25 protein-coding genes and 4 pseudogenes are annotated in these 21,567 nt (G+C 69.6%); 15 read left to right on the top strand and 14 right to left on the bottom strand.

Going from position 1 to position 21,567, the window contains the following annotated elements; translation table 11 throughout:
* Positions 1–124: 124 nt before the first annotated feature.
* Entirely contained in the window at positions 125–325 is a 201-nt protein-coding gene (locus tag IEZ05_RS26840) for a hypothetical protein (protein WP_189232833.1), read from the bottom strand.
* A 197-nt stretch (positions 326–522) separates the two neighbouring features.
* Between IEZ05_RS26840 and IEZ05_RS26835 the strand changes: the two genes are divergently transcribed.
* Complete coding sequence (locus IEZ05_RS26835) at positions 523–876, top strand: hypothetical protein (protein ID WP_189232832.1); 354 nt, start codon at positions 523–525, stop codon at positions 874–876.
* A 14-nt stretch (positions 877–890) separates the two neighbouring features.
* On the opposite strand, the gene IEZ05_RS26830 is transcribed toward IEZ05_RS26835, so the two are convergent.
* From IEZ05_RS26830 to IEZ05_RS26810, 6 genes and pseudogenes are all read right to left on the bottom strand, one after another.
* The gene (locus IEZ05_RS26830; protein ID WP_229869875.1) at positions 891–1,295 is read right to left on the bottom strand and encodes a hypothetical protein; all 405 of its coding nucleotides are present in this window, start codon (positions 1,293–1,295) and stop codon (positions 891–893) included.
* A gap of 52 nt (positions 1,296–1,347) precedes the next feature.
* Entirely contained in the window at positions 1,348–2,118 is a 771-nt protein-coding gene (locus tag IEZ05_RS26825) for an aminoglycoside adenylyltransferase family protein (protein ID WP_189232831.1), read from the bottom strand.
* A 57-nt stretch (positions 2,119–2,175) separates the two neighbouring features.
* Positions 2,176–2,366 (bottom strand): annotated as a pseudogene (locus IEZ05_RS36975) (IS630 family transposase); the annotation flags it as partial.
* Positions 2,367–2,822: 456 nt separating this feature from the next.
* Positions 2,823–3,326, bottom strand: a complete 504-nt coding sequence (locus tag IEZ05_RS26815; RefSeq protein ID WP_189232830.1) for an RICIN domain-containing protein — start codon at positions 3,324–3,326, stop codon at positions 2,823–2,825.
* Positions 3,327–3,632: 306 nt separating this feature from the next.
* Positions 3,633–4,043, bottom strand: a complete 411-nt coding sequence (locus IEZ05_RS36520) for a DUF5959 family protein (protein WP_268255236.1) — start codon at positions 4,041–4,043, stop codon at positions 3,633–3,635.
* 3 nt (positions 4,044–4,046) lie between these two features.
* Positions 4,047–4,940: a LysR family transcriptional regulator gene (locus IEZ05_RS26810; RefSeq protein ID WP_189232829.1), complete on the bottom strand. Its 894-nt coding sequence runs from the start codon at positions 4,938–4,940 to the stop codon at positions 4,047–4,049.
* Between the two features lie 102 nt (positions 4,941–5,042).
* Here IEZ05_RS26810 and IEZ05_RS26805 point away from each other — a divergent pair, with 102 nt between their 5' ends.
* The 3 genes and pseudogenes from IEZ05_RS26805 to IEZ05_RS36515 all read left to right on the top strand — a co-directional run.
* Positions 5,043–6,131 carry an alcohol dehydrogenase catalytic domain-containing protein gene (locus IEZ05_RS26805; protein ID WP_189232828.1) on the top strand — a complete coding sequence of 363 codons (1,089 nt, stop codon included), beginning with the start codon at positions 5,043–5,045 and terminating at the stop codon, positions 6,129–6,131.
* Between the two features lie 484 nt (positions 6,132–6,615).
* On the top strand, positions 6,616–7,137 hold the full coding sequence (locus IEZ05_RS26800) for a hypothetical protein (RefSeq protein ID WP_189232827.1): 522 nt from the start codon (positions 6,616–6,618) through the stop codon (positions 7,135–7,137).
* 17 nt (positions 7,138–7,154) lie between these two features.
* Positions 7,155–7,376, top strand: a pseudogene (locus tag IEZ05_RS36515) (transposase); the annotation flags it as partial.
* Between the two features lie 95 nt (positions 7,377–7,471).
* Here IEZ05_RS36515 and IEZ05_RS37120 read toward each other — a convergent pair.
* Entirely contained in the window at positions 7,472–7,696 is a 225-nt protein-coding gene (locus IEZ05_RS37120) for a hypothetical protein (protein WP_373298859.1), read from the bottom strand.
* 336 nt (positions 7,697–8,032) lie between these two features.
* Here IEZ05_RS37120 and IEZ05_RS36510 point away from each other — a divergent pair.
* Positions 8,033–8,351 (top strand): annotated as a pseudogene (locus IEZ05_RS36510) (Ku protein); the annotation flags it as partial.
* Between the two features lie 177 nt (positions 8,352–8,528).
* Here the strand turns inward: IEZ05_RS36510 and IEZ05_RS26790 are convergent.
* Entirely contained in the window at positions 8,529–8,945 is a 417-nt protein-coding gene (locus IEZ05_RS26790) for an ester cyclase (RefSeq protein ID WP_189232826.1), read from the bottom strand.
* 133 nt (positions 8,946–9,078) lie between these two features.
* A complete protein-coding gene (locus IEZ05_RS26785; RefSeq protein WP_189232825.1) occupies positions 9,079–9,870 on the bottom strand; it encodes an MBL fold metallo-hydrolase in 792 nt (263 codons plus the stop codon).
* Between the two features lie 84 nt (positions 9,871–9,954).
* On the opposite strand from IEZ05_RS26785, the gene IEZ05_RS26780 reads away from it, so the two are divergent.
* Positions 9,955–10,572 carry a CGNR zinc finger domain-containing protein gene (locus tag IEZ05_RS26780; protein ID WP_373298855.1) on the top strand — a complete coding sequence of 206 codons (618 nt, stop codon included), beginning with the start codon at positions 9,955–9,957 and terminating at the stop codon, positions 10,570–10,572.
* A gap of 339 nt (positions 10,573–10,911) precedes the next feature.
* On the opposite strand, the gene IEZ05_RS26775 is transcribed toward IEZ05_RS26780, so the two are convergent.
* On the bottom strand, positions 10,912–11,316 hold the full coding sequence (locus tag IEZ05_RS26775; protein ID WP_189232823.1) for a hypothetical protein: 405 nt from the start codon (positions 11,314–11,316) through the stop codon (positions 10,912–10,914).
* 638 nt (positions 11,317–11,954) lie between these two features.
* Here IEZ05_RS26775 and IEZ05_RS26770 point away from each other — a divergent pair.
* The 3 genes from IEZ05_RS26770 to IEZ05_RS26760 all read left to right on the top strand — a co-directional run bounded on the left by IEZ05_RS26770 (position 11,955) and on the right by IEZ05_RS26760 (position 14,281).
* A complete protein-coding gene (locus IEZ05_RS26770; RefSeq protein ID WP_229869873.1) occupies positions 11,955–12,551 on the top strand; it encodes a hypothetical protein in 597 nt (198 codons plus the stop codon).
* A gap of 300 nt (positions 12,552–12,851) precedes the next feature.
* Complete coding sequence (locus tag IEZ05_RS26765; RefSeq protein ID WP_189232822.1) at positions 12,852–13,292, top strand: hypothetical protein; 441 nt, start codon at positions 12,852–12,854, stop codon at positions 13,290–13,292.
* Between the two features lie 452 nt (positions 13,293–13,744).
* Positions 13,745–14,281: a hypothetical protein gene (locus IEZ05_RS26760; RefSeq protein ID WP_189232821.1), complete on the top strand. Its 537-nt coding sequence runs from the start codon at positions 13,745–13,747 to the stop codon at positions 14,279–14,281.
* Between the two features lie 651 nt (positions 14,282–14,932).
* Here the strand turns inward: IEZ05_RS26760 and IEZ05_RS26755 are convergent.
* Positions 14,933–15,820: a hypothetical protein gene (locus IEZ05_RS26755; RefSeq protein ID WP_189232820.1), complete on the bottom strand. Its 888-nt coding sequence runs from the start codon at positions 15,818–15,820 to the stop codon at positions 14,933–14,935.
* An 807-nt stretch (positions 15,821–16,627) separates the two neighbouring features.
* Here IEZ05_RS26755 and IEZ05_RS26750 point away from each other — a divergent pair.
* From IEZ05_RS26750 to IEZ05_RS26740, 3 genes and pseudogenes are all read left to right on the top strand, one after another.
* On the top strand, positions 16,628–16,840 hold the full coding sequence (locus IEZ05_RS26750; protein ID WP_189232819.1) for a hypothetical protein: 213 nt from the start codon (positions 16,628–16,630) through the stop codon (positions 16,838–16,840).
* A 140-nt stretch (positions 16,841–16,980) separates the two neighbouring features.
* Positions 16,981–17,457: pseudogene (locus IEZ05_RS26745) on the top strand (restriction endonuclease); the annotation flags it as partial.
* Positions 17,427–17,639, top strand: coding sequence for a hypothetical protein (locus IEZ05_RS26740; RefSeq protein WP_189233018.1), 213 nt, complete (start codon positions 17,427–17,429; stop codon positions 17,637–17,639). The pseudogene IEZ05_RS26745 and the gene IEZ05_RS26740, both read left to right, overlap by 31 nt.
* Here the strand turns inward: IEZ05_RS26740 and IEZ05_RS26735 are convergent.
* Positions 17,615–18,457 carry a class I SAM-dependent methyltransferase gene (locus IEZ05_RS26735; RefSeq protein ID WP_189232818.1) on the bottom strand — a complete coding sequence of 281 codons (843 nt, stop codon included), beginning with the start codon at positions 18,455–18,457 and terminating at the stop codon, positions 17,615–17,617. The genes IEZ05_RS26740 and IEZ05_RS26735 overlap by 25 nt on opposite strands.
* 72 nt (positions 18,458–18,529) lie before the next feature.
* Here IEZ05_RS26735 and IEZ05_RS26730 point away from each other — a divergent pair, with 72 nt between their 5' ends.
* Positions 18,530–19,132: a TetR/AcrR family transcriptional regulator gene (locus tag IEZ05_RS26730; protein WP_189232817.1), complete on the top strand. Its 603-nt coding sequence runs from the start codon at positions 18,530–18,532 to the stop codon at positions 19,130–19,132.
* A 906-nt stretch (positions 19,133–20,038) separates the two neighbouring features.
* On the opposite strand, the gene IEZ05_RS26725 is transcribed toward IEZ05_RS26730, so the two are convergent.
* Entirely contained in the window at positions 20,039–20,194 is a 156-nt protein-coding gene (locus tag IEZ05_RS26725; RefSeq protein WP_189233017.1) for a hypothetical protein, read from the bottom strand.
* Between the two features lie 22 nt (positions 20,195–20,216).
* Between IEZ05_RS26725 and IEZ05_RS26720 the strand changes: the two genes are divergently transcribed.
* On the top strand, positions 20,217–20,693 hold the full coding sequence (locus IEZ05_RS26720; RefSeq protein ID WP_229869872.1) for a hypothetical protein: 477 nt from the start codon (positions 20,217–20,219) through the stop codon (positions 20,691–20,693).
* An 83-nt stretch (positions 20,694–20,776) separates the two neighbouring features.
* The gene (locus IEZ05_RS26715; protein ID WP_229869871.1) at positions 20,777–21,307 is read left to right on the top strand and encodes an SMI1/KNR4 family protein; all 531 of its coding nucleotides are present in this window, start codon (positions 20,777–20,779) and stop codon (positions 21,305–21,307) included.
* Positions 21,308–21,567: the final 260 nt, after the last annotated feature.

Genomic DNA, 21,567 nt, shown 5'->3' with positions numbered 1-21,567 from the left:
AGGACCCCAGCCGAACACGCCGCTCTCCTGCCACCCACTCCACCGCTGCGCCGGCCGACCGCGCCCGAGCGCAGCCTGCCCGGCCACCGCCCGCCGGTGCATTGAGCTCCCAGTGTTTGGTCTGTCAGGCTGGCTCGAAGCCCGGCTGGACGGGGCCGATCTCTCCGGCGGCGGCCAGTTCTTCGAGGTCCTCCGGCTCCAGGTACTCCAGGGCATAGGGGTCGATGCCGTGGTACCGGTCCACGTCGAGCAGTTGCCGCACGAACCCGAGGACGAAGGCCGAGAAGGGGCCGTCGAAGGTCACGCAGCCCTCTCCATGAGCCATCGTGACGACCTTCCACCGGTCCGGGTCCGTGTCGCAGGGCCAGAAGAAGTGCTCGTCCCCGCTCTGGTCGTACCCCCATGAGACCAGCCCTCCGGGCTCCGGGTGGAAGGGATACGGGACATGCTCGGCGTCCCCGCTGCGTAGGCTGGCAGGCCTCGATCGCCGGTGACATTGCGGGGTTCCGGGAACTGTGGGCCATGGAGGGCGGAGTACCCGGGATCCAGCTGGGTGCTGACCGGGTCCTGCCCTGGGGCAGCGGATGCAACGCGAACGAGCTGGGCTGGCTGATGACCGGACCGGACCCCGACCAGTGGCCCGTGGTCGTCTGGAGGCGGCACGACAGTCCCCACTGGGCCCTGTTCGACTGCGGCATGGCCGCATTCCTCAGACGCCTCATGACCGCTGACTTCGACGAATGCCCCCTCAGCGACCTCGGGTTGTGGGGTCGAGTAGGCACCTTCGTCCACCACGAGGAACAGGAACGCCGGTTCCACGCGGGCCTGGACCCGATGACCGGCGAACCAGACCCCTATGCCGGCATGTTCGGCTGAGCGCCAGCCCCGGTTCAGGAGCAAGAGTGAACCGCCTCGTCCCAGGCGCCGGGGCTGCGGTAGTGGTTGTGGTGTTCCGCGGCGAGAACGTGGCGCATTTCAGTACGGTGTGGGGTGTCGGCGGGGAGATCCAGGCGGTCGAGGAGAGCGAGCGCGGCTGCCGGTTCCAGGTCGCCGCAGACGTCGTGGAAGCTCGCCCGCAGAGCACGGAACAGCGCGGGGTGCAGGGCGGGAAGCTGTACAGCGGCGCGGTACGTGCGTTCCTTCACCGGCCACGGCACCGGGCCCGAGCCACCCAGAACCCGACGGGCCCGGCGCAACAGGCATTCCGATCGCTCGGCGACCACGCGGTCGATGTCGTTGCCGAGGACCTCAGCGAAAGCCGTCGCCGACGTGGTGCGGTCCTCGAACCAGTCCACCCACAGGTGGACCACCGTCAGATGTGACACCCGGGACTTGAGATGGCGGCCCTCACATCCGCGGGGTTCGGGTGCGCAGCCGGTCGATCTCAGCGAGCACGCGGTCAACATGCGGACGCACCTGCGCCTGCAATGCATCGCTCCAGCTCTCCTCGGAGTAGGGGCAGTTGAGATAGAGCTGCCTGGCATGCTCGAGGGCGGCGCGGTGCTCGGGCGGGAGCTGGGCGAGGGCCCAGTCGGCGGCGGCGTCCTTCGACTTGATCTGGCCAGTGGCGAGCGTGGACCAGATGCGGGCGAAGGTCAGCAGCACGTTGCGGGTGTCACTGTCCAGGTCGTCGAGCAGGCCGGGGATACCTGCCACGCTCGCCCGGACGAGGTCGGCCTGCGGGACCGGGTCGAGGACCTGCGCCGGGCGCGGGCCGGTGAGGGGATGGTCGCCGGTCAGCGCCATGGTGATCAGCAGGGCCAGATCGGGCATCGGCTCCGGCCGGGGGACCTGACCAGCCTCGTACTCGGCACGCAGCCACTCGCCGTAGAGGAAGTCACCGGTCGGCGGATACCGCCACGGCCGCACCTCGGACTGGACGACCACGGTGACCTCGACCGGGCGTACCTTGTTTCGGTCGCCGGAGATCCGGAGCAGCCCACCGAGGAGTGCCCGTCGATCCTGCTCGTCCATTCGCCGCCGGGAGACGACCAGCACGTCCACATCGCTGGCTGGCCTGAGGCCGCCGAGCACGGAGGAGCCGTGGAGGTAGGTGCCGATGACATCTTGGCCCAGCACACCGCCGACCAGCCCCACGATCTCCTGAACCTGATTCACTGCATCAGCGTCTCCTGCCAGCCGGCGGACTGCACAGCATTGTCTGATTTCAGCTGGTCAGGGCGATGTAGGGATGTCCAGGGCGAGGCCGGTTCCGGCGATGAAGCCGTCGAGGGTGTCTGTCCGGTACTGGAGGCGTTTGAGTCGATTACGGACAAGCGTTTCCAGGCGGTCGAGGGCTACGACGGCGAGGTTGGCCAGGCTCGTTTGACGTGCGCCCATACCCCGTCGACCGGGTTGAGGTCGGGTTCACCTGTCAGAGCGAACGTCTCGCGTGCGCGGTTCGTCGTCAACCTGGAGATCCGGGCCCATCCGAGGCTGGCCGTCTGCGGCGGCCTCGACCGCGGTGGCCGGGTCATCGAGAACCACTGCGTGATCATCCCCTGAAACCCGCACGGGGCCCTCGGTTCACCACTAGGTCCTGAGGGATCTGCCATGTCGTCCTTGAGGCCCGCTATGCGGAGTCGCTGAGGAAGGAAACCATTACGCGGCCGTGCGGCACGCCGTCCGCTGCCATAGAAAGCGTGCCGCATGGTGCGGTGGCGGCGGTGCCAGTGGGGTTCACCGGGACCGCCCGTGGGTTGTCAGCGGCGGCCGTCGCCCTGCTCCGCACCGCAGGGCAGTCGCCCGCACCTCGGGGGGGGGACTGGCTGGGGCCGGCCACACCGGTGCGGGTCCGGTGCGGTCGGCCGTTCAGGGCCGAGTCAGGTGTTCCGTTCCACCACCTTGAAGTACTGCGTCAGGTACTGCTGGAAAGGCAGCAGGTACAGGTGCAGGTCGGTGTTGTTGAGCGGGGAGACGGCGACGGTGAGGTCTTCGGCCGGGTGCAGGCTGAAGCTGCCGTACAGGCCCGATGGCTGGACACGCCACTTCTGGCCGGTGGGGAAGAGGGAGCCGGAGAGAACGACCTTCTTGTAGCTCAGGCCGGAGGCGCCGGTGGTCAGTTCGCGGCCGGAGTCGGCGTTGGTGATGGTGTACGTACCGTCCCAGTGGGCCTTGAAGCGCCACTGCTCGCCGAGCGTGTTCGCGTTGTCCCGGTCGTGGAAGAGATGGGTGTGGCCGTTCTCCGCGCCGTGGAAGCCCTCACTGTTGAGATGCAGCGAGCTGGCCAGGTGGTCGATCCACACGTTGCGGTCGGTGGGGATGTGGAGGGAGGGGTCCTGCGGGGCTGGTGCTTCGGGGGCCTCGGTGGCGTGAGCCTCGGTCATGACAGATCTCCTTGTGCTGTCGGGTTCTCGATGAGTGCAGCTGGGGCAGTGACGACCTGATGGAGCTCTGATCCGTCACCTCGCTTCCGATAGCCGGCGAGGCTCGCGACGGGTCAACAGACCTGGCGGAAAGCCACTCTTGTCTGCAGGCATGCCGGACCAGGCCGCGTTGAGCGGGCCGGGGAGCAGAAGGAGGAAGGGAGCCGACTGAACGGATCAAGGGAACGGTCGTCACCTAGCGCACGCAAATGGCATGCCCTGGTAGCTGTCAGTGACACTCTCACTCGCCCGAACGAAGGACCTAAGTCATATAAAAGGTAGGCGGCGTGAACGACTCCCAGCTCGTGCGGGACCGGCAGGAGACGCGGGCGACGTGGTGTCGCGCGCCGGCGCCACCGATGCGATCTGTGTGGACGGTGAATCGTGGACAGTCACCTCGAACGGGTCGTCGGGAACGATGTCCATCCAGGCGCTGCGGTCACCGGCCGGCCACACGGCTCCCTCCTCAGCCTCCAGGGCGTCGAGGCAGCGCTCCCACTCGTCCAGATCCGCGGGGGACACGACCAGGCGGACCCGCCCGTTGACGAAGTCGCTCTGCAGAACGATCTCTGCCGGGTGGTACCGCTCCTCGCCCTCCGTCCAGGGCGCGTCGCATCTCACCTCGACAGTGACGCTCTGACCTACGTCTACGGCACCGGCTCTGACGGCCGACGGCACGTATCACGTGGTCGAGGCAATCGCTCGGGTGACGGCGGTGACCGCCGGGGTGGGGCGGCCAGGGAGCCGCGCCACGAGAACCCGGCGGATCTCGGGGGGTGCGCCTTCGACGTGCAGCAGGCTCACCCCGGGCGGCAGCACCGGCGAGAGCCGCCAGGGCACCGTTGTCACCCCGAAGCCACCGGCGACCAGCTGAAGCTTCGTCAGCCAGTCGCGCGCGCAGTGGACGATGTCCGGCCGTCCGGGCAGGCCAGGCCAGACGCCGAGCAGTGGCTCGGCGTTCGACGCCGGGGCGGCAATCCACGGGGCGTCGACCAGTTCGTCGACGTGCACCGCGGTGCGGCCGGCGAACGCTCCGGTCGAAGGCACCGCCACGACCAGTTCGGTGTCCGCAACGGTCTCGACGTGCAGGCGCGGCGACTCACCGTCCAAAGGCCGGTGGGGCGGGCGGGACGTCAGTACGGCGAGGTCGATCGAGCCCGCGCGCAGTGCCCGGACCAGGGAGGGCGTGGTGCCCTCGGTCGTCGTGACCGTGATCTGCGGGTCGGTCGCCGCGAGGCGGGTGAGTGCGAGGGGCAGGATGGCCGCGCCCGCGCTCAGGAACAGCCCGAGCCGCACCAGTTCGGTACGCGGGACGGTCCCGGTGAGGTCGCGTTCGGCCGCGGTCAGGCAGTCCAGGATCGTGCGGGCGTGACGCAGCAGAGCCAGTCCCGCCGGGGTGAGCCGTACCCCGTCGGGGCGGCGTTCGAACAGGGCGGTGCCCGCGCTTCGTTCGAGGGAGGCGGCCTGGCGCGAGACCGCCGACTGGGTGTAACCGAGCCGGGTGGCTGCTGCGGTGAAGCTGCCGGACTCGGCGATCTGCCGCAGGACCCGCAGGGCTGTGCTGGAGATGTCCATGCGGTGCACGCATACCACAGATGCCTGATCGTCGCTTCCCGCATGCCGCCGGGGTTCCTAGTGTCGATCCCGACGAACAAGGACGAACACGGAGGTCATCAGGTGCGAGCAGCAGTTCTGACGCAGTTCGGTGCCCCGCTCACGGTGCGGGAGGTTCCCGATCCCGAGGCCGGCGGCGGTGAGGTGGTGGTCCAGGTCCTTGCCGCCTGTGTGGCCCCGTACGCGGCTGAGGTCTTCAGCGGCGAGCGGAACTACCCCCTGGTCCCTCCCGTCGTGCCCGGGATCGGCGGCGTGGGACGGGTCGTCCACGTGGGCCCGGACGCCACCCGGCTGCGCCCCGGCGACCTGGTGTGGTGCGACTCGACGGTGCGCTCGCGGGACGACGCCCTGACGCCCGACATCACGCTTCAGGGCTGGAGCTCCCGCGGCGAGGGCGGCGCGCGCCTCGCCCGACACCTGCACGACGGGTCGTTCGCCGAGCTCATGCGGGTTCCGACGGAGAACGTCTTTCCGCTTCCCGCAGCGGCGGGGGACGACCCTGCCCGCTGGGCCGCTCTCGCCGTGCACGTCATTCCTTACGGCGGACTGCTGGCCGGCGGGCTCGCAGCCGGTGAGACGCTGCTCGTCAGCGGGGCCACCGGCAACCTCGGCAGCAGTGCGGTCGCGGTCGCGCTCGCCATGGGGGCGGGCCGCGTGGTCGCCCCGGGCCGCAACCGGGCCACGCTCGACCTGCTCGCCGACCGGTTCGGTCCGCGTCTGCGTCCGGTGCCGCTCACCGGGGACGAGGCCGGCGACCGCGCGGCGATGTCCGCGGCGGCCGACGGCCCGATCGACATGGTGATCGACCTGCTACCGCCGAGCGCACCCAGCTCGGCAGCGCGCACGGCAGCCATGACCGTGCGTGAATACGGCCGCGTCGTTCTCATGGGCGGCGTCGGCATGCTCGGTGGCGACGACCTCGCCCTCCCGTACCCATGGATCATGCGCAACTCGATCACCGTGCGCGGCCAGTGGATGTACCCGCGTACAGCGAACGTCGGCATCATCCGGCTCCTCGCCTCGGGCACCCTGGACCTCGCCGCCGAACGGGTCCGGCCGTTCGGCCTCGACGCCGTCAACGACGCCGTCGCGTACGCCGCCTCCCATGGTGGCCCGTTCGACCGCACTGCCCTCACACCACCGGCTCGCTGACGGGACCGACCGATCCCCACATGTCAGCGCCACGCCCCCCGCCCTCACGAGGGCAGGCCGCCACACTGCTGCTGCCATTTCTCGTGGACAACCACGAGCCTCGAGATCGAGGACGGCTTCCGCACCAGGCTGCTGACCGGCTGCGGAGTGGCCGTGGCCTCCGCAGCCGGTGCCCTGCTGATCCCCGCCGCGCACACCGGCACGGAGGATGCCACGGCCGGCAAGACCCCGGCCGAGCAGGCGCCGGCCCGCGCCTGAGCCTGTACGCGAGCCCGAGCCCGAGCTGATCAGCGAGGCCACGCCCTGACACCCACCATCGGGTGACGCGGCTCAACCAGGCGAGTGACGGCGACCGTCACAGGCCGCTGCCGGGCGGACCGGCCCTCCAGGATAGGAGTCGCCGTCGTCTCCGGCGGATTGTGCACCGACCACGCCTGTGCCGTGCGATCGGTTCTCGACCACGGCTGTTCGAGGAGTCCCCGCCATGCGTTCACGCTTCCTGTCCGTACTGGCCGCCGCCGTCGCGGCCGCCGCGGCACTCGCGCAACCCGCCCACGCCGCCCCGCTCGTCGACGGCGTCTACCGCTTCGCGGCTCTCCAGGACGGCAAGTGCCTGGTGTGGCCCAAGACGCACGCGAACATCGGCGTGGTGTCCCTTGGCGCCTGCACGGACGGCGCGTCGACCTCGGCGAACTGGCAGGTACGGCAACGCCCCAACGGAACCATGGAAGTCTCCACACCGGGCTCGGACCCTCGCACCTGTCTGATGGTGACATCGCAGCACACCGTGTCGGTCAACAACTGCAACGACAAGTACGCCGAGTGGACCGTCTCCTACGGCTCCGCCGGACCTGGCAGCGTGGTGTGGGCCGACATCGAGCACACGCCTGCCGACCGGTCCGGCTCGTACGGGAAGCTGGTGGACGATCCCGGTGTCACCGCCCGGCTCGTGGTGCGGCAGGCCCCCATCGAGCCCCACTACTGGGAACTGCAGCCGGCCGGTTAGGACTTGTCCGGTCGATCATGGGACCGCTTCACGTCCGGGTCGTTGCTCTGGACATGGGGCGGGGTGACTTGAGTGATGCCGAGTGGGAGCGGCTGCGGCCGTTCCTGCCGGTCAGTAACGGGCGTTGTGGCCGGTGGCGGGATCACCGGCAGGTGATCGACGGGATTCTGCACAGGGTTCGGACCGGGGTGCAGTGGCGTGATCTTCCGGAACGGTTCGGGCCGTGGAGGACGGTCTACGAACGGCACTCCAGCCAACCAGCCTCGAGCAGTTCCTTACGGGTGCGGGAGATTCCTGAGCAGGTACTGCACGTCTTCTGCGTCGTGGATCCTCATCAGGCCTCGCCCTTCTTTCGTCGCCGGCGGTCACGGGGCTCGCGCACCCTGGTCTCTGGTGGGTTCCAGTCCTTCACGGCTTCACGGTGGGCGAAGCCGGTACCGATGAAGGCGATGTAGGGCGTGCACCGGTAGACGGTGGTCCGCCCGAGACCGCCCGCCTCGACCAGCAGCCGAGCTTGCTTGAGGACCTTCACCACTCTCGACAGAGCATCCGGGCTCATACCTAGTTCTGTCGCGATATCAGCCCCCGTACGCATGATGGCCTCTTCGCTCGTCTCCGTGGCGAACCAGCACCAGACGAGGACGCGGAACTCCCGGTCCGTCAGGCCAGAAGCTGCCGAAGCCAGCTCTCGCCCCTTACGGAGGCCCAAAGGCCGCGCCCGCGGCCGGGAAGCGGCGCAGCCGCGCCACCGGCGACGGCGGGACCTTCCTCCGGCGGATTGCTTGCACAGGCAACGTCGTTCCAGACGCAGGCGACGCCGAAGTCAAGAAGCGTGGTGCGCATCCTGGCGCTGTCCGTAGGCTGGAGATGCTTGGGGCTGTCACGGAGGTACGTCATGCCCCGCAGGGTCTGGTCCGGCGCCATCTCGTTTCGGCCTGGAGCGTGCCGATCCACGTGGTCGGTGCCACCGAGGACCACTCGATCCGCTTCCACCGCGTGCACCTTGCCGACATGGCCCGCGTGCGGACCCGCAAGGTGTGCGAGCTGGAGAACCGCAAGGTGTCTCCTCCGAGATCGGCAAGGGCTACGAGGTCTCCCGCGACCACGTCATCCCTGTCACCGATCAGGAGCTCCGGGACCTGCCGCTGCCGACGGCGAAGGCGATCGAGATCGTGGCCTTCATACCCCTGGCGTCCATCGACCCGATCCGGATTTGTGCATAGCCGGTCAGTGACCGCTGTACGTTCCGCGCGTGCTGCGTGGAGCGATGTGGTCGGTGCACTTTGTGACCAGGGATTTTCCCCTGGTCTCAGCTTGGTTCGCTCCAGGCGGGTGCCGTCAGTGTGCGGCGGTGGAGGGGGCGCAGGGTGGCCCTGTCGAAGTCCGTGTCGTCAGGCGGCGGAGTCGGCCGTGAGCTGGTCCATGATGTCGGCCAGGTTGTAGTGGGCCCGCTTCTCGATGATCTTCCCGTCCTTGAACGTGAACAAGTTGAACATGGAAAAACGTACGTGCGCTCCGCGTGGGGGGATGCCGTAGTAGTCGCCGCCCTGGTCTCCTTCGACCACGACGTAGGCGCCGACCTTGTCGGCTTCGGCGACGGTGTCGAGGACCTTCAGGCGGATGCCGGAAAAGGCGTCGACGTGCTTCTTCTCCGCGTCGATGAACCCTGCGGCGCCGGACCGGGGGCTGTCGATCTGGGGGTAGAAGACGAAGTCCGGGTGGAACATGCCGGTGAGTGTGTCGTAGTCGCCCTGCTGAAGGGCCTGGTAGAAGCGGTGCACGAGGTCGGCGTTGGTGCTGGTGGACATGTGATCGGTCCTTCTGTGTCGTTCTGGCACGGCGCAGGGGACGCCGCGCGGGGGTGCTCCCAGGGTCGGGGATCGGCGTGTGGGGAGCCCCGACCCTGGCACGAGGTCTCGGTTCCTGAGCTGCGGTCCGGGCTCAGGCGCGCTGCGCCCAGTCCTGGTCCAGGCGGTCGGTCAGGCCCGCGGCGGCGAAGGCTGCCTCCAGCTCGTCGCGGCCCTCGGTGAAGTGGGCCCAGCTGTCGTGGTGGACCGGGACGACACGGCGGGCGTCGAGAATCCGGGTGGCCTCGGCCGCCTGGGCGCTGTCCAGGACGATCAGGTTGCCGTCGAAGAGCATGGGGAAGCGGGGGGCGCCGGCGAACAGGAGGGCGGTGTCGATTGGGGCGAAGCGGTCGGCGATCTCCCTGACCGCGTCGAGCGAGGCGTTGTCACCGCTGACGTAGACCGTCGGCAGTCCCTCGCCCGTCAGGACGAAGCCGACGACCTGGCCTGCGAGGGGCTCGATCTCCTCACGCGCGCCGGGGCCGTGGATGGCGGGGACCCCGGTCACAGTGATGGTGCCGCCGCCCGGACGCTCCAGCTCGATCGACTCCCAGTCGGCCAGGCCCTTGGCCTTCGCCCCGAGGCGCTCGCCGCCGGCGGGGGTGGTGAGGGTGAGGGGGACGTCGGCGAGCAGGGCGCGGCCGGAGGTGTCGAGGTTGTCGGCGTGCTCGTCGTGGGAGAGCAGGACCACGTCGATGGGGCCGAGGTCGGCAGGGGTAGTGGTGGAGGGGGCGGTCTTGGTCAGGGTCGGGCCACCGGGCGAGGCGTAGTCGCCGGGGCCGTCGAAGGTCGGGTCGGTCAGGAAGCGCAGGCCGCCGTACTCGAACAGGGCGGTCGGACCGCCGAACGTGCGGACCGGGAACTGGCTGGCGTTGAGCTGGGACATCACGTCTCCGTTTCTCACGAAAAAAACCTGCGGTTAGCGTGATGTCAGGCTAGGCAGGCATCACGGAAAAATGCAAGCGCTACCATGAGAGGTATGGACGACGCCCTGGCCATCGACGTGACACCGACCGCTCTGCCCCCCGCGCCGGGTGCCGACCGGTACCGCTCCCTGGACTTCGCCGACACCGCCGCCACCCTGCCCGCCGGCCAGAGCTACGACCTGCTCGCCGCCCCGGAATCCGCCATGCGCTGGCTCGCCGCTCACGGCCTGACCACCCCGGACGTGCAGCTGTACGAGGTGTGCGCACAGCGGATGCGCACGCTGCGCGCCCACATCCGCGCCCTGCTCGCCGCCCGCGTCGACACCACCACCCCGCCCGAGGAATCCCTGCGCGCGGTGAACGAGGCCCTCACGGCCGTGCCCACCGCCCCTCTCCTCGCCTGGGACGGGGCCCAGGGCCTGCGCCGCGTCCAGGCCCACCCCACCGACCAGGCCGTCAACCACGCACTGGCGACCCTCGCCGCCGACGCCGCCGACCTGCTTACCGGCCCCGACGCCGACATCCTCGCCGCGTGTGGATCAGCCCCCTGCGACCGGTTCCTCCTGCGCACCCACGGCCGGCGCCACTGGTGCTCCACACGCTGCGGCGACCGCACCCGCGCCGCCCGTTCCTACGCCCGGCGCAGCGGCGCCTCGGACTGACGCACCACCCCCAGGGCCCTCCTGCGGACCGCCCGGCGGCCACGCGCCTCCAACAGGCTGCCTCCGGTTGCCAACCCACAGCCGGGCACTGTCAGCCGACCTCTGACCCTCAGTGACGGGAACGGCGATGGGCTCGCCAACTATGGTCGACCAAACTCGCCAACTACGTCCGGTCACACACTCGTCACCTGCGGGATTCCTCCGGTCGTCCGCCAACTACCAGCAGCCGTCACAGGGTTGATCACTGCCCTTTGACCGTGATCCTGGATCGTCTGCCATCGAAGTTGGACCGCTGGCGTCTGGCCTGCCCCCTGATGCCGAGCGGTGAGGAGGCGGGAGCTATGCGCGGAGCCCGGGGGCGGCGAAGCGGACGAAGCCCGCGATGCGCGGGCTGAACGTAAGCGCACACTGCTCGCCGAGCGCCGACCGCACGCCCGCTGCCACATCGGCGTCCGGTTCACCGAACACCTCGAAGCGCTCCACCTGGCAGTGCTTCATCACCTCTTGGATGTATGGGTCCGCCAGCTTCCAGTGGGTGCGGACCGCGTCGGAGTCCTGATAGAGCTGGAAGCTGTGGGCGAGCATCCGCTCCTCGTCCACGAAGGTCTCCACCATCAGTTGCGGCCCGTTCTGCTCTGCGAACGCCACGGCCCTGGCAATCGCGTCACGGAAGCCCTCCAGGTGACCGTCAGTGATACGCATGGTGTTCCGGAAGAGGAGAATCGTCGAGTCGTGAGTAGTCATGACTCGACCATCGCCCCTCAACCATGGTTGAGGTCAAGCGTGGACGTGTCCCGGCACCCTCGTCGACCTCGTGGCCTCGCACTGGTCACCCAAGGTGCCGACAGTGACGCCGCGGCTGTGGTCTCTCAGCTCCCGGTCCAACTGCGCTGTCACGGACCGAGCGCTGGTCCAACTTCGGTGGCAGATGGTCCAGGTTCGCTGTCACCGGACCATCACGATGCGGTCACGGAGGAGGGGTTTTCCGAGGGCTGCGTCACACAAAGGCCGAGAACCGAACCTGTGCAAGGTGAATGGCGGGACAGGCCCGTCCCACCTCCGGGAGCATCCCTTGGCGACCGCCGGCGATTCCGAGCAGCCCCTTGACCGGACCGAACAGGCCCCCTCCGTGGGCCCCTCCACCACCCCCTCCGCGCCCCGTCACCACCGGCCGGAGGTTTCCGCAGGTCAGGCGCGGCGGACAGGGGGTCGCCGCAGGTCCGACAACCCCTCATGTAGATGTAGCAAGGCGTCCCAAGCACAGGAGGACTTCGTCCGGGCCTCGACGCCGGGAACTGCTGCAAGCGCTCGGGATCTTCCAGAGGGCTACGCCTGACCAGCTGTGGAAGCTGACCCGTCCGGGCAACCAGCACGACAAGCTCGTGCGGGACAACCTCCTGGATCTGGAGGACCACCACCTGGTGAGGATCGAAGCGGTCCGGGAGGACCAGCGGCAGATGTGGGTGCTGACGAAGAGAGGACACGGCGAGGCGAAGAAGTTGCTGGAGCCGAAGGGCATACGGGTCTCGGCACTGCGCGAGAGGAAGTACGACCCGGTCACCGGGAAGCTGCTCGGCACCAGCTACGACGACCACGCGGCGGCGGTCACCTCGTCGGCCGCCGAACTCCACCGTGCCGGGATCGGTCACCGGCTCGGCTTCGCCAACGAGATCGGGCACCGGCTCGCGTACGGGTACGTGCAGCGTGCGGACCTGGTGGTGCGGGCGCCGGACGCCGGGGTGCCGGTGATACTGCTGGAGATCGACCGCCGCTCCGAGGACGCGCACGACCTGTCCGTCAAGCTGCGCCGGTACTGGGAGTGGGGCCGGCTGCTCCCGAAGGACGCGGCCAAGCACACCGTGGACCTGGTCCGCTCCCTACCGGTATGGCGTCGGAGCGGATCCGGTGGCCGGCCGTGGTGGGCCGGGCCCGGGAGATCGTGGAGAGCTACGAGGGCGGCGTCACGCTGCGCCAGGTGATGTACACCGCTTGGTCTCCGAGGGCGCGCTGCCGCACACGGCGCTGATGTACCGCGGCTGTCCGCGCAGCTGGCCAAGGCCCGCCGGGAGGGCCGGTTTTCCGACCTGATCGACACCGTCCGCGAGGTCCACGTCCCGCCCGCCTGGACGGGCGCGGACGCGTTCGTAGCGGAGAGGCCCAGCTGGTTCCGCCTTGACCGCACCAAGGGCCAGGAGCACGCCCTGTACGTCGCGGCGGAGAAGGACACCCTGCGCCAAAAGCTGACCGGCCGGCTCGCCGACGCGGGTATCCCGGTCCTGGTGGTCCGTGGCTTCGACTCGCAGTCATACGCCGACGTCGTCCACGACCGCGTCACCGCCGACCCGCGCGATGCCGTGCTCCTGGTGGTCGGCGACTTCGACTGCTCAGGCGAGGACATCGAGCGCGACTGGGTGGCGCGAACGGGCTGCTGGAGCCACACCGAGCGGGTGCTGCTGAAATACGAGCAGGTGCGCGCCTACGAGCTGCCCGCGACCGAGGGCAAGCGCGGTGATCCGAGGTGGCCGGCTTCGCCCGCCGCTACGGCTTCGACCCCCGCCGCCCGGTGCGGTGGGAGGTGGAGGCGCTGGAGCCGGCCGAACTCCGCCGCCTGGTGCTCGCCGCCGTCGACCCGTACGTCGACCCCGACGTCCTCGCCCGGCAGATCGCCCGCGAGGAAGAGCAACGCCGCGCCCTGGCTGCCTTTGCGGGAGGGCGGTTGAGCAGCCCCTGGCCCGGGGCTGCTCAACCACTTCGCGGCCGTCCTCACGCACGTGGGAACTGCAGCACACGTCACTGACAAGCTTCAGGGGGGAGCGCGGACTTGGGCTGAATCCCGCTCTTGCCGGCGAATTGGCCGACTGCGTTGAGCGTTGCCGACCACCTCGGCGAAGCAGCGCCCTCGTCGAGCGGGTGCGGACAAGGCCGTGGCACACCAGGAAGATGATGATCTTGCGCAGGATCGCACTCAGCCGCGACGGTCGACCAGCCGTGGTGGTGGATTCACGATGCGTGAGGCGTCGGCAGCATTGGCCGCGAATTGTCAAGGGCGGTTCACTGCCCACGCACTGCGGATACTGCACATTGAGCGATCTACGCCGAAGCACGCACTTCGACAGCTGCCGGTGAATACGCTGGACGCGACTGACAGCTGGACGTGATCGAGCGGGGGTTCATGAGCAGCGCACCAAACGTCCCAGATGTGCCCGATGCCCCGGACGACCAGGGCTCTGCGAGCCCTGCTGCTGAAGTGGCGTCGGACGTGGTCCTCGTCGTAGCGACCATGGCAGCCACACCGTTCCTGCAGGCGATCTCGACGTACTTCGGTAACGCTCTTGCGAAGGGGATGAGCACAGGAACCCGTGAGATCCTGCGCCGGTTCATCGGGCGCCAGGCACGGGCGAGCCTCGACGAGCCCGCCGACGACGTCTATGCCATCCACCTCCGCACGGAGGATGGCTGGCAGATCGAGATGACAGTGAACATCGCGCCCGAAGCGCTGGCCCAACTGCCTGCACTGTGCGGCGCCGATGCGCCAGTCAGCGACGCCGACCGACGCCCTGGCGCGGCAGCGACAATCTGCTGGGCACCCCCGGGCAACTGGACGGCGATGACCGTACGCAGAAACGGGCATCTCGTCAGATTCACATGGGACCCCGAGGCCGAGCAGTGGCGCGAACGCCCTGGCCGGCGCCCCATTCTTGTGCCTTGAGGAAACGTAGCGCTGGCCGCATTCCCCGCTCCGTCGACGGCCGATCACGCCAGCGACGCATAGCCCTGATCGTTTTCGACGGTTCCGGGGACCGCCAGACGCGACTGAGACGTCGGAGGACGGGCTTCTCCAAGTGTGCGTCCTCGTCTGCGGCGTCCTGTTTGTGGCCATGCCCGTACCGGGTGCGGGCCTCGGCCATGGCGCGTTGCCGACTGCGTTCAGCGCCGCCGTGCCCGCGGGTCAGGCGTGCGGCCATGCCGCATCGGCGGTCGTCGGCCTGCGGCGGGCTCTGGCGTCCGGCCTCTGACACACCAGACGGGCTCCCTGCCGCGATCAGCCACCAGTGGGTAGCTGACGCAGCCCACCCGGGCCGCCCGCTCGGGTGGCCTCAAGGGGTGGGCTTCTGTCAGCTACTGACCGTTCTGTTTCGTCTGGGCGCCGCGAGGCCAGGAGCCGGAGGGCTGTGATCGGCGCGTCCTAGGCGCCGATCACCGCGGTTGCACCAGTCCGCCGCCGACTTGCGGTCCGATTCCTTGCAGCGGACACGTACGTGGCTCTACGTGATCTTCACTGGAGCGTCCAGTCGCCGACTGCGCTGGATCGCGAGCTGCTGGCTCTGACGTGCATGGGATGCGTGAGCGGCATCGCCGACTAACGTCCGGGCCGGGTCCTGCACTGGAACGCGGCGCGGCCTTCTCCGACGGAGTCGGTCGAACACAGGGACCACAGGCTGCGCAGACTCTCTACAAGCAACTGGGCGGGGCGTGATCCCGGAGGGTGCGCCCGGCGCACGGTGGTCCATTCAACGAGCATGCGGCCTGCCATGCGGGCCATCCCGGCGGAGTCCACCTCGAATCGGTGGAGGCGTCCCTCCGTTGCCATGTGCCACATGGTGTCTAGCGATTCGCGCACCTGCTCCCGCAGGGACGGCAATTCGTCGTCGGTCACGGCCAGGAAAGTGTCAAGTCGCTCCACGCCGGAGGTTTCGCTGCGGTCTGCGAGCTGTTCGCCATGGCAGAGCGCTGCGAGCAGCCACGCTGCGCGCGACTGCTCGGGTGGCCCGTCGAAGGCCATGGCTGCGCACAGATCCGCCATGAACACGCTGTCGTGTGTCGGCAGCGCCGGCGCGTTCAGCCAGGTGAGCACGCCACAGACCCGCCCATCGAGCTCGGTACGCGATGCTGTCGCCAGGTCGCGGCGTCGTCGGAGATTGTTTCTCATCTGCTGGACGGCCGCTTTGTTCTCCATGTCCAGGGAGGCTGCGACTTCTGCCCAGTCGTACCAGGATCCCTCCTGGCCGCGGTGTTCCGCTGGAATTCGCTGCAAGGCTTCGTCCTCTCGCTCACGGGCCTGGCTGTACTGGGGGAAGTACGCCTTGAGAAGGGCTGTGCGCACGGGATCCAAGGGGACCGGAACCTCGTTGAAGTACGCCAGAAGCGCCAGGTCATCGGTGGTCCTGCACCGTGACGCACACACCAGGAGTCCGGCAACGAGAGCAGCTGTCCGCGGTGTGTGAACCGTGGCGCTGCCGATCTTCACCTGTGTATCCCCAGGCCGGGGGACCAGCCCGGCCGCACGCCACCGTTCCAGCTGGTAAGGGCTCAGCTTCAGTCCGGATGCGGCTGCGAGCTGGATCAAATGGCCGTCTGCCGCGCCTGGTTGCGTTCTCACCATGGCTTCAAGGTACGGAAGTGCGTTGCGAAGTCCCCATGCGTGAGCGCGGGGAGCGCCGGGCGCCGCTGCGGGAGCCGCGTTCGCCTTCTACGCGACGCTTGCAGCCTGGTGGGCGAACGACATCCGGGGAGCCTACGAACGCGCGATGCCAGATGACCCGGGGTGCGGCCGCGCTGCTACCTCGACGTGCGCCAACCCTTGCCCCCTTCGGTCGGCGCCTGGAAGCGCCACCGAGCCTTCTGACGTGGTCAGCCGGTGCATCGGGACGTCCAGTCGAGGGCCCGTTGAGTTCGGCGAGCAGGACTTCGTGCAGCGCCTGCTCGACACCCGTCTCGTTCCGCCCTCAAGTGTCGCCGGCAGGTCACGACGAGCTGATTGGTGGAGGGGGCCCTATCGGCCGCTCAGTCGTCCACGCGACGTTACAGGCGCGGTCACCTGAGTACTTGGCCGCGAGCGCGGCTACCGCAGTGACGACGAGGCCTCATACAAGCAGTGCCGATCGCGGACGTCTGCTGCGCCCGCTCAACAGGCACTGCTGCACGACGGTGAGGTTGCACCAGACGTACCGTCGACGCGTGGCGGCGGCACACGGGCCCAGACGGATTTCCCTGCAGGTGGGTGTGACGTCCAACCCCAGGCGTCGCTCAGCGCGTTGACGATGGGCAGTCCGCGATGAAGCTCACGAGCGGCGAGGCACTGGTGCTGTCGCACTGGCTGGAGAAGCTCCAGATGACGGACCACAGCCGAGTTGTCGACGACCCGGCGGTCTGGGCACCGATCCATCGAATCGCCGGAACGCTCGACAAGACGCTTTCTGAGCTGTCCGCCCCTGACTACGCCCAGCGGCTGGAGGCCGCTCGTCAGCGGCTTCGGTTGGAGGACTGATCGAGCGGTCTGGACTCCTCACCTGGCCGCAGCCGGTTGGAATTCGTAGAAGGCTCCGTCGCGGAGCATGGCGAAGAGAACGTCGGCTCGGCGTCGGGCGAGGCAGAGCAGGGCCTGCGTGTGGTGTTTGCCCTGGGTGCTACGCGCTGCACCAGCTGGACGCGCTCCACCACGCCCGGTTCGAGGACGCGATACGGTGATGCAGAGGGACGGCTGCCGGGATGCCCAGCGGGTCGGCGGCCGCGGTGGTCAGGGCGCGGACGTGAAGGCAACGGATCCGTTCGGGCGGCGCTGGGTGATCCAGTGCAAGCACCGCCGTAACGGCGCTCAGGGCTCGGCGGTGGGAACGCCTGATCTGCAGGTCCTCAACGGCACGGCCCGGCAGGTGCATGGCGCGGACGTCGCGTTCATCGTGACGAACGGCCGGGTGACCGGCCCGGGCGTAGCCTTCGCCAGGCAGTAGCGGCTGCACGTCGTCGCCCGCCACACGCTCGCCGTGTGGGCGTCCGGGCTCGCGTCCGCTGTGGGAGCTGCTGCGGGCGGTTCCGCCCCCCGCGTCGCGCGTCGCCGGTGGGCTGAAAAGCGCGTGGTGCGGAAGGCCGGGCTCGCCGAGCTGACCGCCAGGCTGGACGACTACCTGCCGCTCTACCCCGCGTTCGCGGTCGGGCTGCTGAACTGGCTGGACCTGGACGGGCCCGATGACCGCCTGGTGGCCTTCACCCCCGAGGGGCCGTGCGTGGAGCTGTGCTCTCCAAAGAGATTGCGACCCCGGTGTCACGCGGGTACGGGCTGCGGTTGAGGAATGCCGGCGCGTACGGCGGTGGTCGCCAGCGTGGTGTACTGCATCGTGAACCCGCCCCCCAGAGCGTCGACGGCACGGCCGACCGCGTCCAGTACCTCGGCCAACTGATCGGGACCGAGCCGGGTGAGGGCGCCGGTGGTGGGGAGCAGGTCCAGCCATTGGTCGCGCGTATAGGACCGCTCCCAGTCGAAGCGCCACTGTTCCGGTTCGTCGAACTGCCCGGTGTCGCGGATCGTGTCGGCAATCTTCTTGTACCCCGCCCGGTACATCTCCAGCGGACGTTGCGCCGGTTGGCCGGCGAAGGGGGAGTCGGGCGCCACGCGCCGGTAAGCAGCCGCGAACGGCTCGGCCACCTCGACAGGTGGCTCGAACACGTGTCCGAAGATCGCCAGGCGTCCGCCCGGGCGCAACACCTGTGCCGCCTTCAGTGCGCCGACGGCCGGGTCCACCCAGTGCCACGACTGGGCGGCGATCAAGGTGTCGAACGCCCGGCCGGCCGGCTCCCAGGCTTCGAAGGCCGCCACCTCGACCCGCAGGCCGCGCGCTTGCGCGAGGCCTGCCATCCGCGCATCCGGCTCGATGCCGAGCACGGTGCAGCCGACAGCCTGGAACTGGCGGGCCGCGATGCCGGTGCCGCAGCCGACGTCGAGCACGTCGGGCCCCGGGCTCCGGGCGGCGATACGTGCCACCAGGTCGTCGGGGTAGCCGGGTCGGGCCTGGTCGTAGCGCTGCGCGTCCGTGCCGAACGATTCCGCCGTCCGGCGGGCCTGATGGGGCCGCACCGGTTCGGGTTGCTCCCGCGGTAGAGTGGGCATGCGTTCACTTTAGTGGGCAACTGCCCACTTGCCAACGGGTGTCGAAAGCCCGGCGTAGGAGGGGATCTGTTCGTGCCGACCGGGGTACACCTTCGCGACGCGCGGCGGCAGTTGTTCGACGCCGCCGAACGCGTGCTGCTGCGGGAGGGGCCGAACGGGCTGACCAGCCGGGCCGTCACCGACGAGGCGGCCTGCGCCAAAGGCCTCCTGCACCGGTACTTCGCCGATTTCGATGCCTTCCTCGCCGAGCTCGTACTTGACCGGGCCGCGCAACTCGAGGCGCAAGGGCAGGCCCTGCGCGAGGCCGTCGGCACCGGCACCGTGACCGGCAACCTCACCGGCGCGCTGACCACCCTGTTCGGGCCGGTTCCCGTGGCGATCATCCCGCTCATCACGTTCCGGGACGAGTTGCGCGCACGGCTGCGGCAGGCCCGGCCCGGGGGCGGCATCGCGATCCTCGCCCAGATCACGACCGCGGTCTCCGCCTACCTGGCCGACGAGCGCGCCCTGGGCCGTATCGCCGCCGACGCCGACATCGACTCGCTCACCCTCTCCCTGGTCGGTGGCGGGCATCTCCTGTTCGCGGACCGCGACCCCGGCCCACCGTCCCCGGCAACCGTCGACAAGCTGGTGACCACGGTGCTCGCCGACGTCGCGCAACGGCGGCCACACTGAATCTGGCAGGACATGCACACAACGGGCTGTCCGCTCCTGACCGAGCTTCGGCGGGTGATTTCGCCTGCGGGCCGGTTGCGCCATGGGAGGTGGCGCGCGGGCCATGGGCTGGCCGCCACCCGGGACCACCTCGACGCCGCCCGTATCCGGGCCGCCGCCCACGCCTACCTGCGACGCGTGCTTGCGCTGTGGCGGGACACCGCTGACTGGACGGATAGGGCCCGCACCGCATACCTGGAAGAACACCACGCACTGCACACCGCCAAGGGCGGGCCGCCGCCCGGCCCGCCCGAAACGCAGGCGCAGGTGGCGCTGCGCGCCGTGCTCGCCCCCTCGCCGAACCCTCGGCGCTATCCCGTAACGAGGCCGCGGCCCTGTGGCGCAGCCACTCCGGCCGGGGGCGCCGAGCAGGCCGCCTGGACACCGCTACGCCGACACCCAGACCGAATTCGCCCTGTCCGTGACCCTCGGCCGCACCTTCGACCAGGTACGCAACCTCCCGCCCCCCGGACGCAACTTCCGCAGCCCAGCACCCCGCCGACGCCGCATCACGCCCCTCCCGCCGCACCGCCCCCTCCACACCGACAGGCCACGACCCGGCCACCGCTGCGGCGCTACGTCCGGGCCCTGCCGCTCACGGCAGGTCGGACAGGCGCCTGACCGAGCCGCAGCAGCCCGCCGGCACTCCGCTGTGGCCGACACGCGCCGTCGGGTCGGCGGCCAGCCGCTGAAGGCCGTCCACCCGAACCACCGCCTGGGCAACGACGCGGTGACGGCAGCTGCCGGGCGCCGTCGCACACCGGCTCCGTGGCGAAACCCGCGACCGGCATTGCGGGCCTGTCCCGGGCGGAAGGGCACGAACCAGTCGGCGGGGGCCAGACTGGTCAGGCCGAGGGCCTGGTTGATCTAGTTGGTGCTGTCCTCGATCCCGTCGAGAGAGGCGTCGAACAGCATCAGCACATCGTGGTCCTCAAACAGGACGTCCGAGCACCAGTCCCAGTCGAAGTCGCGGCGGTCCTCGTCCCCGCTGATCCGCTCGGAGAATACCGCTGCCTCGGTCACGTGCAGTACCGCTGCCTGTCGGATGCCGGCCCGCTCCGACGATCTCGCCGCTCTGCGAGTCTTCGCCGCCCGGCACGCCGCTGCCCACGCGAAGGCGGCCACCGTCCGCCCCAACGCCTGGTGCCACTGCGGCTCCCAGCACTGCGGCGCCCACCCCGACACCAAGACGCACTGCGCCGGCGCCGTCCTCATGATCCTGCGCCACGACCCCGTCATGCGCCGCGTCTGGAGCGTCGAAGAAGTCTGCGAAACCTGCGCCCCGCTCATCCCCAACGCCACCGTCCTCGCCCGGGCCGAACGCCCCCGCCGCACCCCCGACCGCGCGCAGGCCGCACAGGCCGTGCAGGCGCAGGCGCTGGCCCCCACGCGGCCGGTCGTCGCCGGAGGCTTCTCCTCACCGGCCGCCTTGGGCGCCGACGATGCGGCTTTGGCTTCCGTGCGGCGCTCCCGGCGTACCTCTCAGCGCTCGGGCCGCCGCAGGTCCGGGCAGGGACGCTGAAGGGCCCGGCCCCAGCTATGGACAAGGACGAAGCCTTGGAGCTTGCGGTGGCCTGTCCGTGGCGCCTGCCATGATCCGGCCTCATGAGCGCATCGTCGATGTTGTCCACCTGGCTGGCCGCGTGGACAGGCAGAGTCTCCCAGGCCCTTGCGGCCATGACAGCGGACTTCGAGCGCCGTCACGGCTTTCCTCCTGGCGTCAACGAGGTCCGGCCTGCCAGCTGCGGTGACCAGGCCGCTGCTCGCGCGCTGGCTCGCGCTGGCCGCATCCCGGCTGACCTTGCCGCCTTCTACGACAGCATCGGCGGCCTCGTCTGGCCCGATGTCGGCAACGGCATCTTCCTCGACTCGGCCGGCGACGCTCTTCGGAGGCTTCAGGAGTTCGGCACGGTCGACGTCGGCACGGGTCCGGAGGCTCTGGGCCTGGTCATCGGTTCGAACGGAGGCGGCCTGTCCTACGTCGCAACCCGCGACGGGAAGGTGCACCGGACCCGGGACCCGTCGCTGGACGAGCCGGAGTTCGACCAAGTCGCCGGTGGCCTACGGCACTTCCTGGAGCTGCTGGAAGCGTCCCTGACACGATTCGTCACCGACGGCGAGCCGGGACCTTGGTAGGCCGAGCGCGGCGCCCATGTGCCGGCCGCTGTCAGTTCCGCGCCCGGGTCCGTTCCGGCCCGGCGTCGGCCCGGTAAGCACCTGACCGTGGCCCTGAAGGCTGTGCTGCCCCTGAGTACGCGCACGCACAACCGCGGAGCCACATCGTCCGCGCTGGACCCGTCCCGCCTCGCGGAACGCTGCTGCTGACCGGCACCGCACCCCTCCCGCCGGGCGGAACGCCGCTGCTCACCGGGTCAGCGGCTGTCCCCGGTGCGGGC

Origin of the sequence: Streptomyces flaveolus, assembly GCF_014648815.1 — a bacterium.
In the GTDB taxonomy this organism is placed as follows: domain Bacteria; phylum Actinomycetota; class Actinomycetes; order Streptomycetales; family Streptomycetaceae; genus Streptomyces; species Streptomyces flaveolus.
Note: the sequence above shows the minus strand (reverse complement) of the source record. Positions and strands in the feature narration are given on the sequence as shown.

Excerpts from the sequence above, each read along its gene's own strand:
- IEZ05_RS26840 (WP_189232833.1), bottom strand. The coding sequence starts at position 325 with ATGGCTCATGGAGAGGGCTGCGTGACCTTCGACGGCCCCTTCTCGGCC.
- IEZ05_RS26835 (WP_189232832.1), top strand. The coding sequence starts at position 523 with ATGGAGGGCGGAGTACCCGGGATCCAGCTGGGTGCTGACCGGGTCCTG.
- IEZ05_RS26815 (WP_189232830.1), bottom strand. The coding sequence starts at position 3,326 with ATGACCGAGGCTCACGCCACCGAGGCCCCCGAAGCACCAGCCCCGCAG.
- IEZ05_RS26810 (WP_189232829.1), bottom strand. The coding sequence starts at position 4,940 with ATGGACATCTCCAGCACAGCCCTGCGGGTCCTGCGGCAGATCGCCGAG.
- IEZ05_RS26800 (WP_189232827.1), top strand. The coding sequence starts at position 6,616 with ATGCGTTCACGCTTCCTGTCCGTACTGGCCGCCGCCGTCGCGGCCGCC.
- IEZ05_RS37120 (WP_373298859.1), bottom strand. The coding sequence starts at position 7,696 with ATGAGCCCGGATGCTCTGTCGAGAGTGGTGAAGGTCCTCAAGCAAGCT.
- IEZ05_RS26790 (WP_189232826.1), bottom strand. The coding sequence starts at position 8,945 with ATGTCCACCAGCACCAACGCCGACCTCGTGCACCGCTTCTACCAGGCC.
- IEZ05_RS26785 (WP_189232825.1), bottom strand. The coding sequence starts at position 9,870 with ATGTCCCAGCTCAACGCCAGCCAGTTCCCGGTCCGCACGTTCGGCGGT.
- IEZ05_RS26780 (WP_373298855.1), top strand. The coding sequence starts at position 9,955 with ATGAGAGGTATGGACGACGCCCTGGCCATCGACGTGACACCGACCGCT.
- IEZ05_RS26775 (WP_189232823.1), bottom strand. The coding sequence starts at position 11,316 with ATGACTACTCACGACTCGACGATTCTCCTCTTCCGGAACACCATGCGT.
- IEZ05_RS26760 (WP_189232821.1), top strand. The coding sequence starts at position 13,745 with ATGAGCAGCGCACCAAACGTCCCAGATGTGCCCGATGCCCCGGACGAC.
- IEZ05_RS26750 (WP_189232819.1), top strand. The coding sequence starts at position 16,628 with ATGAAGCTCACGAGCGGCGAGGCACTGGTGCTGTCGCACTGGCTGGAG.
- IEZ05_RS26735 (WP_189232818.1), bottom strand. The coding sequence starts at position 18,457 with ATGCCCACTCTACCGCGGGAGCAACCCGAACCGGTGCGGCCCCATCAG.
- IEZ05_RS26720 (WP_229869872.1), top strand. The coding sequence starts at position 20,217 with ATGCCGGCCCGCTCCGACGATCTCGCCGCTCTGCGAGTCTTCGCCGCC.
- IEZ05_RS26715 (WP_229869871.1), top strand. The coding sequence starts at position 20,777 with ATGAGCGCATCGTCGATGTTGTCCACCTGGCTGGCCGCGTGGACAGGC.